Source organism: Microbispora sp. CA-102843 (assembly GCF_050936215.1).
GTDB lineage: Bacteria > Actinomycetota > Actinomycetes > Streptosporangiales > Streptosporangiaceae > Microbispora.
This window is the reverse complement of the sequence record NZ_JBNJNF010000001.1, coordinates 5,450,622-5,464,382: the sequence shown is the minus strand read 5'-3', so window position 1 is coordinate 5,464,382 and position 13,761 is coordinate 5,450,622. Positions and strand designations below refer to the sequence as shown.

At 69.2% G+C, this 13,761-nt stretch carries 18 protein-coding genes and 2 pseudogenes; 5 read left to right on the top strand and 15 right to left on the bottom strand.

Annotation, left to right across the window (positions count from 1 at the left end; all coding sequences use genetic code 11):
• Positions 1 to 272 precede the first annotated feature (272 nt).
• From ACQEVJ_RS25400 to ACQEVJ_RS25370, 7 genes and pseudogenes are all read right to left on the bottom strand, one after another.
• A complete protein-coding gene (locus ACQEVJ_RS25400) occupies positions 273 to 515 on the bottom strand; it encodes a hypothetical protein (RefSeq protein ID WP_433105090.1) in 243 nt (80 codons plus the stop codon).
• Complete coding sequence (locus tag ACQEVJ_RS25395; RefSeq protein WP_433105088.1) at positions 476 to 1,453, bottom strand: MFS transporter; 978 nt, start codon at positions 1,451 to 1,453, stop codon at positions 476 to 478. Before ACQEVJ_RS25395 ends, ACQEVJ_RS25400 begins: the two co-directional genes overlap by 40 nt.
• Before the next feature lie 99 nt (positions 1,454 to 1,552).
• Positions 1,553 to 2,434, bottom strand: a complete 882-nt coding sequence (locus tag ACQEVJ_RS25390; RefSeq protein WP_433105086.1) for an alpha/beta fold hydrolase — start codon at positions 2,432 to 2,434, stop codon at positions 1,553 to 1,555.
• 175 nt (positions 2,435 to 2,609) lie between these two features.
• Positions 2,610 to 3,188 (bottom strand): TetR/AcrR family transcriptional regulator, encoded by a 579-nt coding sequence (locus ACQEVJ_RS25385; RefSeq protein ID WP_433105084.1) that lies wholly within the window; start codon positions 3,186 to 3,188, stop codon positions 2,610 to 2,612.
• A 31-nt stretch (positions 3,189 to 3,219) separates the two neighbouring features.
• Positions 3,220 to 3,876: pseudogene (locus ACQEVJ_RS25380) on the bottom strand (Tn3 family transposase); the annotation flags it as partial.
• Positions 3,877 to 3,887: 11 nt separating this feature from the next.
• A complete protein-coding gene (locus tag ACQEVJ_RS25375) occupies positions 3,888 to 4,124 on the bottom strand; it encodes a hypothetical protein (protein ID WP_433105082.1) in 237 nt (78 codons plus the stop codon).
• On the bottom strand, positions 4,106 to 5,041 hold the full coding sequence (locus ACQEVJ_RS25370; protein ID WP_433105080.1) for an aldo/keto reductase: 936 nt from the start codon (positions 5,039 to 5,041) through the stop codon (positions 4,106 to 4,108). Before ACQEVJ_RS25370 ends, ACQEVJ_RS25375 begins: the two co-directional genes overlap by 19 nt.
• Before the next feature lie 46 nt (positions 5,042 to 5,087).
• Here ACQEVJ_RS25370 and ACQEVJ_RS25365 point away from each other — a divergent pair.
• A pseudogene (locus tag ACQEVJ_RS25365) lies at positions 5,088 to 5,771 on the top strand (IS256 family transposase); the annotation flags it as partial.
• Here ACQEVJ_RS25365 and ACQEVJ_RS25360 read toward each other — a convergent pair.
• Entirely contained in the window at positions 5,761 to 5,901 is a 141-nt protein-coding gene (locus tag ACQEVJ_RS25360; RefSeq protein ID WP_433105078.1) for a MerR family DNA-binding transcriptional regulator, read from the bottom strand. The pseudogene ACQEVJ_RS25365 and the gene ACQEVJ_RS25360 overlap by 11 nt on opposite strands.
• 47 nt (positions 5,902 to 5,948) lie before the next feature.
• Here ACQEVJ_RS25360 and ACQEVJ_RS25355 point away from each other — a divergent pair, with 47 nt between their 5' ends.
• Entirely contained in the window at positions 5,949 to 6,656 is a 708-nt protein-coding gene (locus tag ACQEVJ_RS25355) for an SDR family oxidoreductase (RefSeq protein WP_433105076.1), read from the top strand.
• A gap of 490 nt (positions 6,657 to 7,146) precedes the next feature.
• Here the strand turns inward: ACQEVJ_RS25355 and ACQEVJ_RS25350 are convergent, their stop codons facing one another.
• A complete protein-coding gene (locus ACQEVJ_RS25350) occupies positions 7,147 to 7,953 on the bottom strand; it encodes a helix-turn-helix transcriptional regulator (RefSeq protein WP_433105074.1) in 807 nt (268 codons plus the stop codon).
• 65 nt (positions 7,954 to 8,018) lie between these two features.
• On the opposite strand from ACQEVJ_RS25350, the gene ACQEVJ_RS25345 reads away from it, so the two are divergent.
• A complete protein-coding gene (locus ACQEVJ_RS25345) occupies positions 8,019 to 8,726 on the top strand; it encodes an SDR family oxidoreductase (RefSeq protein WP_433105072.1) in 708 nt (235 codons plus the stop codon).
• 220 nt (positions 8,727 to 8,946) lie between these two features.
• Here the strand turns inward: ACQEVJ_RS25345 and ACQEVJ_RS25340 are convergent, their stop codons facing one another.
• A complete protein-coding gene (locus ACQEVJ_RS25340) occupies positions 8,947 to 9,096 on the bottom strand; it encodes a hypothetical protein (RefSeq protein WP_433105070.1) in 150 nt (49 codons plus the stop codon).
• 3 nt (positions 9,097 to 9,099) lie between these two features.
• Here ACQEVJ_RS25340 and ACQEVJ_RS25335 point away from each other — a divergent pair, with 3 nt between their 5' ends.
• On the top strand, positions 9,100 to 9,285 hold the full coding sequence (locus ACQEVJ_RS25335) for a hypothetical protein (protein WP_433105068.1): 186 nt from the start codon (positions 9,100 to 9,102) through the stop codon (positions 9,283 to 9,285).
• On the opposite strand, the gene ACQEVJ_RS25330 is transcribed toward ACQEVJ_RS25335, so the two are convergent.
• The 3 genes from ACQEVJ_RS25330 to ACQEVJ_RS25320 all read right to left on the bottom strand — a co-directional run bounded on the left by ACQEVJ_RS25330 (position 9,251) and on the right by ACQEVJ_RS25320 (position 11,196).
• The gene (locus ACQEVJ_RS25330; RefSeq protein ID WP_433105066.1) at positions 9,251 to 9,925 is read right to left on the bottom strand and encodes a TetR/AcrR family transcriptional regulator; all 675 of its coding nucleotides are present in this window, start codon (positions 9,923 to 9,925) and stop codon (positions 9,251 to 9,253) included. The two genes, ACQEVJ_RS25335 and ACQEVJ_RS25330, sit on opposite strands and share 35 nt — an antisense overlap.
• Before the next feature lie 214 nt (positions 9,926 to 10,139).
• Positions 10,140 to 10,490, bottom strand: a complete 351-nt coding sequence (locus ACQEVJ_RS25325; protein ID WP_433105064.1) for a hypothetical protein — start codon at positions 10,488 to 10,490, stop codon at positions 10,140 to 10,142.
• 121 nt (positions 10,491 to 10,611) lie between these two features.
• Positions 10,612 to 11,196 carry a TetR/AcrR family transcriptional regulator gene (locus tag ACQEVJ_RS25320; RefSeq protein ID WP_433105062.1) on the bottom strand — a complete coding sequence of 195 codons (585 nt, stop codon included), beginning with the start codon at positions 11,194 to 11,196 and terminating at the stop codon, positions 10,612 to 10,614.
• A gap of 102 nt (positions 11,197 to 11,298) precedes the next feature.
• Here ACQEVJ_RS25320 and ACQEVJ_RS25315 point away from each other — a divergent pair, with 102 nt between their 5' ends.
• On the top strand, positions 11,299 to 12,252 hold the full coding sequence (locus ACQEVJ_RS25315) for an NAD(P)-dependent alcohol dehydrogenase (protein WP_433105060.1): 954 nt from the start codon (positions 11,299 to 11,301) through the stop codon (positions 12,250 to 12,252).
• A gap of 556 nt (positions 12,253 to 12,808) precedes the next feature.
• On the opposite strand, the gene ACQEVJ_RS25310 is transcribed toward ACQEVJ_RS25315, so the two are convergent.
• Both ACQEVJ_RS25310 and ACQEVJ_RS25305 read right to left on the bottom strand, forming a co-directional pair.
• Positions 12,809 to 13,096 carry a hypothetical protein gene (locus ACQEVJ_RS25310; protein WP_433105058.1) on the bottom strand — a complete coding sequence of 96 codons (288 nt, stop codon included), beginning with the start codon at positions 13,094 to 13,096 and terminating at the stop codon, positions 12,809 to 12,811.
• A gap of 122 nt (positions 13,097 to 13,218) precedes the next feature.
• Positions 13,219 to 13,761, bottom strand: coding sequence for a hypothetical protein (locus ACQEVJ_RS25305; RefSeq protein ID WP_433105056.1), 543 nt, complete (start codon positions 13,759 to 13,761; stop codon positions 13,219 to 13,221).

Below are 13,761 nucleotides of genomic sequence, written 5' to 3'. Positions count from 1 at the left end.
GTGAGGGATACATGTCCGCGAACAGCCCTGCGGGAAACAGCGCCTGGCGATGCTCGGCCAAGAACGCGAACACGCTGCCTGCCGGGATCAACTCCCGGCAGGTCTGCCACACATCCGGCCCGACCAGTTCCCCAGCCCACTCACCCTGCACAGCAACCACTGTGGCCTCACCCCAGAAAGAACGAGGCCAGAACGCAAGATCTTCAGTGGCCTTCTAGCCTCCCTCCAGGAGTCCAGCAGGACCCGATGTATGCCACACCACGGGTCATCGCTCATGGCTTCGGACACTCGGTGAGCGCCGCTGATGAGTTGTGAGCGCTTCGGCCATGGCAGCGCGTGAGAAGCAGAAGGACGAGTGATGCGGCGACACCTGCGGCCGCCATCAACGGCAGCACGGTCAGGGTGCGGGCTGCGACCAGACCACCTGCTCCCGCCCCCGCGGCGATGGCGATCTGCATGACCGACTGGTTCAGACTCAGCAGCACGTCGGACGCATCGGGCGCCAGCGAGGCCACGCGGATCTGCTGTCGGACGTACTGGCCCACGCCGCGGCGCCCCACAGCACCGCCAACACGACCCCCGCAGCCCCGGCCGCGGCTCCGAGCGCCGAGAGGGCGATGAGTACGAGCACGTGCAGAGCCTTGGTGACGGTCAGCGTCCGGTGAGGTCCGACCCGGTCCGTCAGGGACCCGCCGACCTGTATGCCCACGATGCTCGCGATGCCGAAAAGCAGCAGGACCAGACCCATGGCATCGCCGTCGAGGCCGCTGACGCCGAGCAGGTAGGGCGTGAGGTAGGTGTTCAGTACCGCATAGCCGCCGAGCCAGAGAAAGGTGACCGTCAGACCGAGGAGCACGGGCGCGTCGGAGAGCAGGCCCAGTTGGCGGCGGAGCGGCACAGGGGCATGGGGAGCGGTACGGGGAAGGAGCGTCCGCACCAGGCCCGCCACGAGCACCGCGAACGCGGCGTTGAGCGGGAAAATGGTCGTCCAGTCCCAGTGCTCCGCGATGGTGCGCCCGGCCGGCACCCCGAGGACGAGGGATGCCGTCACCCCCATCACCACGGTGGAGACCGCGCGAGCGCGGCGTTCCGGAGCCGCGAGGCGTACCGCGAGACTCAGCGCTGTGACGACGACGAGCCCGGTACTGGCCGCCATGACGACCCGCAGTGTCATGATCGTCAGGAGGGCGGGGCTCTGCCAGGACGCGAGGTTTGTGGCCGCGAAGACGAGCAGAGCCGCTGATATGAGGCGGCGCCGTTCCACGCGCGCCGTCAGCACGACGAGCGCGGGAGTGATCAGCCCGTACGCGAGAGCGAAGACGGTGACGAGCTGGCCTGTGGCCGCCTCACTGACTCCGAGCCCTTGGGCGACGAGGTCGAGCTGTCCGGTCAGGACGTATTCGGCGACTCCTGCCGTGAACGTCGCGGAGAAGAGCACGCCGGTGGTCAGCATCGGACGATATATCACGGTGATGTTCCCAGGTCGATGAGGCTACGTGTGGTGACCGGTTCCGTCCGCCGGAGCCTTCCGGCCCCGGCGGACGGACGTCGGCTACCGGTGTGCGGCCAGGAACGGCAGGACGACGTCGGCCATCTCGTCGGGTACTTCCTCCGCGAGGTCGTGGCCCGCGTCGAAGACGTGTCCGGTGACGTGGTGGGCCACGAGCCGTGCCTGGGACTCGTTGCGTTGGCCGATGAAGGCGGAGCCGCCGAGCGCCAGGACCGGGATGTCCAGCTTCTGCCGTGCAGCCTGTCGGTTCTGTTCCGCGTCGGTGAGCATCGCCCGGTAGACGGCGAGCATCGCGCGGATGCCGCCGGGCATGGAGTAGCAGCGCACGTACTCCTCGATCGCGTCGGGGGTGGCGGTGTCGGGGTGGCTGCGCTCGTTCTTGATCATGTAGGTGATCAGTTCGCGTTCGTGTCCGGCGATCAGCATCTCGGGGACGTCGGGCTGGAAGTAGAAGCCGAGGTGCCATAGGTGCATGCCACTGGAGACGTTCTCGGGGGTGAGGGCCGTGTGGTCCTCGAAGCCGAAGCCGGGGAACAGGGCCTCGGCGAAGACGAGGGAGGTGGCGTGGGAGCGGTGGCGGGCGGCGAGCTGGTAGCCGATCACCGCGCCCCAGTCCTCGCCGATCACGGCGTAGGTCTGGTGTCCGAGGCGGGCCATCAGCTCGGCGATGTCGTCGCTCATCGTTGCGGAGTCGTAGCCGTCCGCGGGGCGGGCGGAGTCGCCGAGACCGCGCAGGTCGGGCACGACGACGGTGTGGTGGGGCGTCAGCTTCGGGACGAGGTGACGCCAGTGGTAGCCGGTCTTGGGCACGCCGTGCAGCAGCACCACGGCGGGGCCGGACCCGGCCGTCCGGTAGTGCACACTCGTTCCGTTGACGGCGGCACGGCCGGTGCGCAGGGGTGTTGTGGTGTGGTCGTACATCATGACGTGGTGCTTCCTGTATTGGGTGGGTGCGGTGGGTCAATGAGGTCAGCAGGCGGCTCGGACCGTCGCCGCTGCTGGGGGCGCTGTCGTTGCGGCCGGGACGGGTGCTCATTTTCTTGATCGAGCGTTACAGATTCGGGGCATGAGAAACGTCCAGCCGAGGCCGCGGGGCCCCTCAGTCGAGAGCGGTCAGCGCGACCTCCACGAGGGGTTCGAGGGCGGACGCGTCCGGTGTGACCTTCGAGGAGACCAGCAGCCCGTTGAGGAAGGTGACGAGGAACGCGGCGACCGTGTGCGGGTCGTGCCGCGCCGCGATCTCGCCCCGCTCCATCGCGGCCCGCAGCACCTCGGTCAACGCCTCCCGGCTCGCGTCCTGCATGTCGCGCACGGTGCGCCGGGTCGCCGCGTCCTGAGGCAGCCGCTCGCAGACGGCGTTGACGGCCAGGCAGCCCTGGCCGCCGCTCCTGACGGCGATGCGGATCCGCTCCGTCAGCAGCGTACGGATCGCCGCCCGGGCGTCCGCCCCCTCCTCCAGACTGCACAGGGCGGCCGCCGCGAGGGTGGTGCGGTAGTGCTCCAGCGCGGCCCGGTACAAGCCATCCTTGTCACCGAACGCGGCGTACAGGGACCCCTGCCCGATCCCCAGGTGCTGGGCCAGATCGCGCACCGAGGTCGCCTCGTAGCCGCGCGTCCAGAACAGTTCCATGGCGCGGCTCACCGCCGCCTCAGTGTCGAACTCCCGGGTCCTTGCCATGACCCCACCGTAACCTATCTGGATCGATCGCTCAAGAAAAGAGGCTGCGGCCTGACCATGCGCTGACTCGCAGGCCGGCCTCACGCCTACTCGCCGCCGGCGTCCTCGGCGGTGTCCGCGTCGCGCAGCGGGCGCGGGCCATGCCGCTGGATCTGATGTTGAACAGGTAGCGGCCCAGGAAGTTGATGTGCCGGTCCTTGAGCGGGGAGAGCCGGGCGACATCCTCGTCCTTGATGTCGTGGCCCTCCGCGCGCAGTTGGGTGACGGCCGCGTCGAGGTAGCGGGTGTTCCACAGGACCACGGCGTTGAGGACCAGACCGAGGGCGGCGAGCTGGTCCTCCTGACCCTCGCGGTACGCCTGGCGGATCTGGCCGCGGCCGCCGTGGCAGATCGCGCGGGCGAGCCGGTGGCGGGACTCCTGGGCGGTGAGCTGCCGGTTCATCAGCCGGCGGTAGGTGTCGTCGACAGGGTCGACCAGGGCGAGCAGGTGCATGGTCTTGTCGATGCGGCCGTACTCGGCGAACGCCGCGCCCAGCGGGGTGGGTTGACCCTCGCGGCCGAACATCCGCAGCAGGTCGTAGGCGCGGACCTGGTTGGTGATCAGCGATCCGGCTACCCGGAGCATGTCCGGCCAGTGGGTCTCGATCCGCTTGAGGCTGACCTTGTTGCGGGCGATCTCCTCCAGCGCTTCCGCGATCTTCAGGCGCCGCGACCAGCTCGACCGGCGGCGGGTGGCCCGGCGGGGCCGACGAGGACGCCGAGCCGCCGTTCTGACCAGTCGTCGGCGGCGACTCCAGGGCCCCTCTCGACTCCGAGCCTTTTGAGGCTGCCCTCGGCGACGGCACGGATGTGCTCGGGCCGGCTGTTGAGGCCGATGGAGGAGCCATTCTCGATACGGAATCCGAACTTGGTGGCGATCACCACCTGCTCACGCACCGGGGCAAGGGCCTGTTGGCGTAGGGGGCGTAGACCTCTGCGGTGTCGAAAAAGGTGAGACCGCGGTCGACGGCGCCACGAAGCACGGCGATCATGTCGGCGCGGTCACCGGGGTTCGGGCCATAGCCGTGGGACATGCCCATGGCACCGAGGCCGATGGCAGAGACCCGCAGGTCGCGGCCCAGTGTGCGCTGGTGCATGGTGTCCTCCTTCGGCACTGCCACTGCAGTGACGGGGTGCGCAGTTGTAAGGCGGCCGCGTCGTCCCCGGCGAGCGCTGACCGGCGGGCGGCCGTCTTGTCGCCTTGCTCGCCGGGCTACCAGGCGTACGCCTTGGGGGGCCTCGCCGCCGGGGCCCGGCCAGATCTCGTCGAGCGCCCGGAGAGCCTCGGGCGACAGGGACAGGTGCGGGGCGCGCAGCGATTCGGTCAGCTGCTCGGGGGTGCGCGGTCCGACGATGGTGGTGGCGACCGCCGGGTTGTGCAGCAGCCACGCGAGGGCGACGTCCGCGGGCCGCTCGCCGAGGTCCGCGCACAAGGCTTCGTAGCGTTCGAGCTGCGGCCGGTGCTGCTCGACGGTGGCCAGGAAGTCGGGGGACGAACGCCGACCGCTGTCGGCCTTGCGCAGGGCGCCGCCGAGCAGGCCGCCGCCCAGCGGACTCCAAGGGATCAGGCCGAGACCGTAGTGGCGCAGGGCGGGGATCAGTTCGAGTTCGATGGTGCGGGCGCCCAGGTTGTACAGGCTCTGCTCGGACACGAGACCCAGGAAGTGCCGCTTGCCCGCTTCCTGCTGGGCGGTGGCGATGTGCCAACCGGCGAAGTTGCTGCTGCCGACGTAGGTGACCTTGCCCTCGCGGACAAGTTGTTCCATGGCCTGCCAGATCTCGTCCCACGGCGTGGAGCGGTCGATGTGGTGCATCTGGTACAAGTCGATGTGGTCGGTCTGCAGCCGTCGGAGGCTGGCCCTGGTCGCCACCGCGGTCAACGCCAACGGCCAGCGAGAGATCCTCGGGCTGGAGGTCACCTCACGCGAAGACGGCGCCGGCTGGCTGGCATTCCTGCGCGGCCTGGTAGCCCGCGGCCTATTCGGGGTGCAGATGGTCATCTCCGATGCCCACATTGGGCTGGTGGAGGCGATCGGCGCCACCCTCCCCGGCGCGTCCTGCTGCCGCACCCACTACCTGCGCAACCTGCTCACCACCGTGCCCAAGTCGGCCCAGCCGTGGGTGGCCACCCTGGTGCGGACCATCTTCGACCAGCCCACCGCCGAGCAGGTGCGCACCCAGCACAACTGGGTCATCGACGCCCTGGCGGCCAAGTACCCAGCCGCCGCCGACCACCTCGACGCCGCCCGCGACGACCTGCTCGCCTTCGCCCAATTCCCCCGCGAGATCTGGAAGCAGATCTGGTCAAACAACCCCCAAGAGCGGCTGAACAAGGAAATCCGCCGCCGCACCGACGTCGTGGGCATCTTCCCCGACCGCGCCGCCATCATCCGGCTCGTCGGCGCCGTGCTGGCCGAGCAGACCGACGAGTGGACCGAAGCCCGCCGCTATATGGCCTTGGATGTCCTGGCCAAAGCCCGCCTACGCGTGATCCCGGGCGACACACCGGACCAGGAACAGCTCCCGGACAGCCTCACCGCTTAACCTGCAGAAACGGATTACGCGGTGGCAGCTCGTACACCACTTCCCTGGACGTGACCTCGTAGTAGCGCAGGGCCCGCACGCTGACGCCCGACCTTGCCGCCAACTCGCCGATGCGCACCGTGACCTCCATCACAAGACTTGCCTCTGACGTCAACGTCAGGTTTTAGCTTATCCGGCATGCAGATCAACGGAGCACATGTGCTGGTGACCGGGGCCAACCGCGGCCTCGGACGGCAATTCATCTTGTCTCTCCTCGACCGCGGCGCAGGCAAGGTGTACGCCACTGCCCGCCGCCCGGAGCTCATCGACGTACCGGGGGTCGTCCCGCTGCGGCTCGACATCACGGATCCGGCATCGGTCGCCGCCGCGGCGGCAGCGGCACCTGGTGTCAAGATCGTCATCAACAATGCGGGAATCTCGACCGGGGCGAATCTGGTCACCGGGGACCTGGACACGATTCGCCGCGAGATGGACACCCACTTCTATGGCACCCTCAACGTGATCCGTGCCTTTGCGCCCCAGCTGGCCGACGGCGCGATCCTCAACGTTCTGTCCGCGATCTCGTGGCTCGCCTACGACGGCGCAGGCGCATACCACGCGGCGAAGGCCGCCGAGTGGGCGCTCACCAACAGCGTACGGTTGGAGCTGGCCCACCAGCGCACTCTGGTGACGGGCCTGCACCTGGGCGCTGCGGACACCGACATGATGGCCTGGTACAACGGCGACAAGAGCGCCCCCGAGGTGATCGTCGCGGCGGCCCTCGACGGTATCGAGGCGCACCGGCCCGAGGTGCTCGCCGACGACTGGAGCCGCCAGGTGAAGGCATGGCTGTCCGAGGACCCGAATGTCATCTACCGGGAAGCGGCGGCCGCCCTCACGGCCTGACCTGCTGCCCCTGTAGGTCACCGCACTCGCGGCCGTGACTTTTCAAGCGCGCCCATACGTTGAGCCGCACTCGCCAGCAGGGTGAGGCAGCGGGACCAGAGCGAGGCGCGCTGACGCCGCCGCATCGTTGCCGGCGAAGGCCGGCCCGATGACGAATCTCATCCCCATCTGGGGATCGGCCCATTCGGCAGGCCACCGGCCGGGGCCGGACGGCTCAGGCCGCCTCGGCCTCCTCGTCTTCGCTCATGCAAGACGAGCGACGAGGACGATAGACCTTCAGAATTTCGGAAATCTCATCAAGCTCGAAAGAACCACCGATCCCAGGAAGTCAGCCGAGGTCCTGCGGCTATGGCCACGCTCAACCGCTCAACGAACACAGGGGCTATTTCACACTCAGGGAACAAGCACCGCCCGCCTCGCCGAGGCCGTCAATCCAGGCCGGCACCGGCGACCTCCATCGCCTCCTGGGGCCGGAACGTGCACGGTGACCTCATGTCGGGAGCAGGGCGGACAGGTGGTGCAGGGCGCGGGCGGTCGGGGTGTCCGGGTCGGCGGTCAGGAAGACGACTTGCTGGTCGTCGTCGGGGACGGTGAGGATGTCGCAGTTGATGTGGAGGGGGCCGAGTTCGGGGTGGGTCATGGTCTTCGTGCGGTGGCCGGGGGCGCGTACCGGATTGGTGGCCCAGATCTGGTTGAACTCGGCGCTGCCCGCCCTGAGCTCGGCCAGCAGGGCGGCGAGGGCGCGGTCGCGGGGGTAGCGGTCGGCGGCAGCGCGCAGTCGGGCCACCGCGTACTCGCCGAACTCCTCGTGGCCCGTGGTCAGCACCTCCTCGCGGAGCAGGAAGCGCCGCCGGGCCAGGTTGGGCTGGTAGTGGAGGTTGCCGAGCAGCGCTTCCGCGAGCGGGTTCCAGGCGATCACGTCGTAGGTCGCCGCGGTGACGACGACGCCGGTCTGCGGGAGGCGGTGCAGCAGGCCGGCCACGTACGGGCGGACCGTGCGCGGCGGTACGGCGGGCGGCTGCGGGGCCACGCCGGCCAGGCGGAACAGGTGTGTCCGCTCGGCGGGCGCGAGCCGGAGCGCGTCCGCCAGGGACTCCAGGATGCGCGGCGACGGGCGTGGCCCGCGGGCCTGCTCCAGCCGTACGTAGTAGTCGACCGACATGCCGGCCAGGTCGGCGACCTCCTCGCGGCGCAGGCCCGGCGTGCGGCGGCCGGGTCCGGCGGGCAGGCCGACGCCGTCCGGGCGCAGCCCCTCTCGCCGGTCGCGCAGGAACCGGGCCAGTTCGCCTCTTGCCATTCTGTACCTCCCTGGTATCGATTGTGCCTGGATCGACCGGCCCGCCCGCGGGCACCCTCGATGACATGAACAACTCGATCGCACTGGTCACCGGCGCCAACAAGGGCATCGGCAAGGAGATCGCGCGCCTGCTCGCGGGCGCAGGTCTCACCGTTTACGTCGGCTCGCGCGACGCCGCGCGCGGAGAGCGCACCGTGGAGGAGATCGGCGGCGACGCCCGCCCGCTCGTCCTCGACGTGACGGACCCCGCGAGCATCGCCGACGCCGCGAGCCAGGTGGACACGCTGGACATCCTGGTCAACAACGCCGGAATCTCCGGCGAGGACAGGACACCCGACCTGGAGGATATCGCCACCTTCCGCCGCATCTACGAGACGAACGTCTTCGGGGTCGTCGCGGTCACCAACGCCTTCCTGCCGACGCTGCGCCACTCCGCGCACCCCCGGATCGTGAACATCTCCTCCGGTACGGGCTCGCTGACCTGGGCCACCGGGCCGCAGTTCCCGCACCAGGGCGCCTACGCCGCCTACCGCTCGTCCAAGTCCGCGCTGAACGCGCTGACCGTGTTCTACGCCCACGCCCTGGCCGGCGACGGCGTCAAGGTGAACGCGCTGGCGCCCGGCCTGCGGCGTACCGACCTCAACGCCACGGCGGCGGCGGGCGGCGGCGATCCGACCGAGGCCGCGGCGGGCGCGGTACGACTGGCGCTGCTGGCCGACGACGGGCCTACCGGGCAGTTCCTGTCCTGGGACGGTACGCCGGTGCCGTGGTGAGGGCGTGACCGGAAAGGCGCGAGGGCGGGATCATGGAGCGTGGACGCCGAGCACCCCGGAACCGGGCACGCATGTGCAGGGCCAGCCGATACCCGCACAGAAGCCCACAGGAAGCGAGGGTCTCAGGCGGGGAAGGCGGCCACCTCCCGGTCGTGGTGGCGGTGTCTGACGATGGCGGCGATGAAACGGCCGGTGAAGTCGTCGCCCGGGGCGGAGTCGATCACGCCTTGGCGGCCGGGCAGGGCGGCGGATGCAGCAGCGGCTCCCCGTCCGGCAGTGCGCCGATGGTCTTGCCGTGCTTGAACGCCTCGCGTACGAACTGCACGGCGTAGCCGTTGCCGGACAGTTCTTCGCCGCCGGTGCACAGCATCGCGTGAACATCTCCGGGGCGCTCCTGCTCGGGCTGCTGACCGGCCTGTGGATGGCCGGCGCGGTCACCGCCGGCTGGCACGACATCCTCGGCGTCGGCTTTCTCGGCGGCTACACCACCTTCTGTTCCGACGACGGCGAGGAGGTGGGCGGGGTCAGGATGAGGCGCGCGCAAGGGCGCCAGCGGTGAGCGTGGCCAGCATGTCACGCAGGTTGGCCGCGAAGTCCATCTTGTAGATCGCGAGAGAGGGGTCGGCCTCGTAGGCGGCGAGCATCGCCTCCGATGGCCGCGCGTGCGTCCATACGGCACCGACCGCCATGATTACCGCTGCGGCCAATTGGGGGGCGCCGTCGCCCAGCTCGGGAAGGTAGTGGCGGGCGAGGGCGGCCATGGCGCTGACGTTGGCCACCGATGCCCGCTTGTAGCGGGCGGCGATCTGTGCGGAAACGTTGTGTTCGAGGACTCCCGCCTGCGAGCTCAGCAGGTCGCACAGGACCGGGCGTTCGGCGAGGGATGCGGTGATGGCGGCGGCGAACTGGTCGCCGCGCCTGCTCGCCGGCTCGGCTGGGTCGATGCCGGCATCCAGTTGCGCCGGCAGGTCGGCCGTCCACCGGCGGCAGGCGCGGTCCAGTAGTTCCAGCAGGATCGCCTCGCGGGACTCGAAGTACCGCAGCACGTTGGATTTGGCCAGTCCGGTGCGGCGGCTCAGCTCGTTCAGGCTGATGTCAGCGACGGACATCTCGTTGAGCATGGCGTCAGCGGTATCGAGGACGGCCTGACGCCGGATCTCCCGCTGCTCCTCACTGCGTGCGCGCTGGAAGGCGGTCATCCTCACATATTACAGACCACCGGTCCTTTGACATCAGACCGATGGTCTCTTATAGTCGATCCGACACAACAGACCGCCGGTCTGAAAACGAGGAGTGCTGTTCGCGCCCGCCGCCCGGGGAGTGCCGGCCCTCTTGTCGCGACACGAAATGAGCGTTCTCATGTCCAAGGCTGGTTCGTTACCGGCAGTTCGCGCGGTCTGGGGCGCGCTATCGTCACTGCCGCACTGGAGGAAGGCGACCGTGGTCGTCCGCGATCTCGGCGAGGATGACCAGGTGGCCGTCGGCGGGAAAGTCGATGTCGAGGACATCGGCAGGTAGGGCGGCGCAGTCGATGGTCACCACGTGCGACCGGTACGAGGGCACTTCCACGTCCTCGGGCAGATGGGGAAACCCAAGGGCCCGAGCGGCCGGCCGGGCATCCTTCTTCAGCTCTTGCGGCAGTTCGTCGTAGGGGCAGAGGTAGATGCAGGGGCGCAGGAGGCGGATGAACGCTTCGGTCACCGGATCGGGTACGGCAAGGGCCCGTCCAGCGTCGAGGACGGCTTCACGCACGCTCAAATTCATGGACGTCACAGTGCCATGCGTCACTGACATCCCCCTACGCCCCAGCTGGCCCTGATCGATGCGGCTCCGCGAGCGCACCCCGGCAGGGTTGCGCCGGCCAAGGGCGTCTCCACCTGATCCGTCATGCGGCCTGGCCTCGGATGCCCTCGATCGCGATCTCCAGCAGCCGGTCCGCCTGCTCGTCGTCATCGTGCTGCTCGGCGGCCAGTGAGATGGCGTTGACGAGCGCGAGCAGGTCCTCGGCGCGGATCCCGGGGCGTACGGCGCCTGTCTGTTGTGCTCGCCGCAGGAGGTTGCGCGCCGCATCGGTGATCATCGCCTGGCAGCCTGCGTTCTGCTCCAACAGGTCGGCATCCCGGCTGTCTTGCAGCAGTGAGGCGGCCAGGCCGCGACTGGCGCACGCGTAGGTGTTGAGGTCGCGAAGCCAGGCCAGGAGCGCGGGGCCCGGCTCGTTCTCCTCGGCGCGTTGTGCCGCCATGGCGCAAAGGTCCTCGACGCGGTCGTGGAAGACGGCTTCGAGCAGGGTCCGGCGGGAGGGGAAGAGGCGGTGCAGCGTCGCCGATCCCGTCCCGGCTTGACGGGCGATCTCCTTCAGGGCGGCGCCGGCGCCGTCACGCGCGAAGACGTCCCGGGCCGCGCTGACGATGCGGTCGTAGTTGCGCTGGGCGTCGGCACGCAGGGGCCGTCGCCGGGCGGCGTGGGGCATGGCCTCCTCCAGGTTTTGACAAGTGGGCTGGCGCTCCGGTTAGAGTAGCCGAACCGTAAGTGGGCTGCGAGCCCACTTATGGTCCGACGATTGGGAGAGATCATGCGCGCTGTCCAATACACCCGATTCGGCCCTCCCGAGGTGCTGCGCATCAACGACGTGCCCACGCCTCAGCCTGGGCCGGGAGAGGTGCTCGTCGAGGTCCGCGCCGCGAGCGTGGATGCCGGAGAACTCGCCTTCCGCGCAGGCAGACTGCGCGGCATCGCCCGAGCCCGCTTCCCCCGCGGCCTGGGGGGCGACTTCACCGGCCGCATCGCGGCCCTGGGCTCCGGCGTACACGCCTGGAGCGAGGGAGAGGAGGTGTGGGGGTTGATGCCGCACTTCGCCTTCGGTGCCATCGCCGACTACGTCACCGTCCCCGAACAGCGGCTCGCCCGGGCCCCCAAGAACCTGAGCCTGCTGGACGCCGCCGCCCTGCCCTCGTCGGGCACCACAGCCCTGACCGCCCTGACCGACAAGGCCGGCCTCACCAGCGGTGAACGGCTCCTGGTCCGCGGCGCCACAGGCGGCGTCGGCAGCATCGCCGTGCAACTGGGCAAGGCGCTCGGCGCCCACGTCACCGCGCTCGCCGGCGCACGCAATCTCGGCTGGGTCACCGAACTCGGCGCCGACGCGGCCCTGGACTACCGCACGACCCGGCCGCAGGACCTCGGTCATTACGATGTGATCCTCGACGTCGTGGGCACCGATCTCGGGGCCTACCAGGCCCGGCTCGATCGTCGTGGCCGCATGGTCGCGCTGGCCTTCGACCAGGACCGAATCCTGACCTCCATGGCCACCACGGGACTGCGAGCCGCCCTCTCGCCCCGGCGCATGAAACTCTTCAGCAACAACCCTTCCCCCGCGCGGATAGCCGAGCTCACCGCCTCCGCCGAGGCGGGCAGCATCCGCCCTGTGATCGACGCCGTCTACCCGATCGGCGACGTCACAGAGGCTCACCGACGACTCGAAGCCGGCGGAGTCCGTGGGAAGCTCATCATCGACATGCAGCGCTGACCTGTGCGCGAAGCGGGCCGGCACTTCGGCGAATGAAGCCAAGGGTTGCTTCCGGCGGCCAAATGCATCGCAAGCGTGGCAGAGAGGTGACCTAAGACCCGCCTGGCAGCCCGCCGCCGCAGGCCGATGACAACGTGACGGTCAGCCAGAGCGGCACCCGCGCCACCATGTCGACGGTCGTGATGCTGAAGGAACCGCCTGAGCTTCCCTGAAGGCCGACGAACCCGTCAGCAGCCGCCGGAAGGACCGTGATGACGTCGACGCTGGCCTGGACCAGCGTCGAGATGCTGGTCCACCTCCGCTGCGGGTGCACAGTCCTACCGCACCGGGTACAAGCGCACCTCGTTCAAGCACTGGATCGACGCCGACCACGACGGATGCAACACCCGGGCCGAAGTCCTCCTCGCCGAGGCCGTCACGCCCCCGCAGGTCGGGCCAGGCTGCACCCTCACCGGCGGGCAGTGGTACTCCTACTACGACGACACCACCGTCGATCAAGCCTCCAGCCTGGACGTCGACCACCTCTGCCGCTCGCCGAAGCGTGGGACTCGGGCGCCTACGCCTGGACGCCGGCGCAGCGCGAGGCGTACGCCAACGACCTCGACCAGCCGTACCACCTGGTGGCGGTGACCGCCCGCGCCAACCGCTCCAAGGCCGACAAGGACCCGGCCGAGTGGCTGCCCCCATCCGAGAGCGCCTGGTGCAGGTACATCGCGGAGTGGACCGCCGTAAAGATCAACCCCTCGAACGTCGCCGTCCCGATGCCGAAGTACTTCGAGCCGCCGCCGGCGATGTTGTAGTCGAGGTTGCCGGTCTCGTCGGCGTACATGAAGACCTCGGACATGGGGCTGCCTTACTCGTAGGGAGGCTTACCTGCTGTGATCTAGCCGCACCACAGCCGATGCTTGAAATCACGGCGGCGAACGACGCTCTGTGGACAACCGCTCTGACATTCGGGAGAGAAGCTCACGCTTCGGGTGACTCGGCGGCATCCGGCACGGCTTGCGGTGAAGTGCCGGACTGGTCAGCATTCCGCCGCCGACGCAGCTCACGCTGCGCCTGGGCGCGAGCGCACTCCCGGGAGCAGTACTTCACGCCCTGCGTCCGGTGCTGTCCGTACTCGGCGCGGCCGCGCTGGCGCACGAACAGATGGGGGCAGCGTTCGTTCGCGCACTGGCGAACCTGCGCGTTCTCGACCATGTGGTTGTAGAGCTGCAGGAACGCCATGGAGTAGACGGTGGGCGTGCGGTCGGACAGGTCGCCGATGCCCACGCTGAATCGGCTGAGGGCGCCGCTGATGACGGCCTCCAGGTCCTGGATGCGGACCTCGATCAGGCTCTTTTGCAGCTCGTCTAGCGAGGCGGGCCAGCCGTTGTTCTTCTTCTGAAGCTCAGCGAGTCGGTCGTGCGTGATCTCGGGCTCTACGAGGGCTTCCAGCCCGCCGGGCCGCTGGCAGGCGAGCCAGGTTCCGATCGCGTCCTGTGCCAGTTCCAGGTGCAGGTTCACCAC

Bases quoted from the DNA above. Each gene is read 5' to 3' on its own strand.
- ACQEVJ_RS25395 (WP_433105088.1), bottom strand. From the start codon at position 1,453: ATGCTGACCACCGGCGTGCTCTTCTCCGCGACGTTCACGGCAGGAGTC.
- ACQEVJ_RS25390 (WP_433105086.1), bottom strand. From the start codon at position 2,434: ATGATGTACGACCACACCACAACACCCCTGCGCACCGGCCGTGCCGCC.
- ACQEVJ_RS25385 (WP_433105084.1), bottom strand. From the start codon at position 3,188: ATGGCAAGGACCCGGGAGTTCGACACTGAGGCGGCGGTGAGCCGCGCC.
- ACQEVJ_RS25370 (WP_433105080.1), bottom strand. From the start codon at position 5,041: ATGCACCACATCGACCGCTCCACGCCGTGGGACGAGATCTGGCAGGCC.
- ACQEVJ_RS25360 (WP_433105078.1), bottom strand. From the start codon at position 5,901: ATGGAGGTCACGGTGCGCATCGGCGAGTTGGCGGCAAGGTCGGGCGTC.
- ACQEVJ_RS25355 (WP_433105076.1), top strand. From the start codon at position 5,949: ATGCAGATCAACGGAGCACATGTGCTGGTGACCGGGGCCAACCGCGGC.
- ACQEVJ_RS25350 (WP_433105074.1), bottom strand. From the start codon at position 7,953: ATGGCAAGAGGCGAACTGGCCCGGTTCCTGCGCGACCGGCGAGAGGGG.
- ACQEVJ_RS25345 (WP_433105072.1), top strand. From the start codon at position 8,019: ATGAACAACTCGATCGCACTGGTCACCGGCGCCAACAAGGGCATCGGC.
- ACQEVJ_RS25340 (WP_433105070.1), bottom strand. From the start codon at position 9,096: ATGCTGTGCACCGGCGGCGAAGAACTGTCCGGCAACGGCTACGCCGTG.
- ACQEVJ_RS25330 (WP_433105066.1), bottom strand. From the start codon at position 9,925: ATGACCGCCTTCCAGCGCGCACGCAGTGAGGAGCAGCGGGAGATCCGG.
- ACQEVJ_RS25325 (WP_433105064.1), bottom strand. From the start codon at position 10,490: ATGAATTTGAGCGTGCGTGAAGCCGTCCTCGACGCTGGACGGGCCCTT.
- ACQEVJ_RS25320 (WP_433105062.1), bottom strand. From the start codon at position 11,196: ATGCCCCACGCCGCCCGGCGACGGCCCCTGCGTGCCGACGCCCAGCGC.
- ACQEVJ_RS25315 (WP_433105060.1), top strand. From the start codon at position 11,299: ATGCGCGCTGTCCAATACACCCGATTCGGCCCTCCCGAGGTGCTGCGC.
- ACQEVJ_RS25310 (WP_433105058.1), bottom strand. From the start codon at position 13,096: ATGTCCGAGGTCTTCATGTACGCCGACGAGACCGGCAACCTCGACTAC.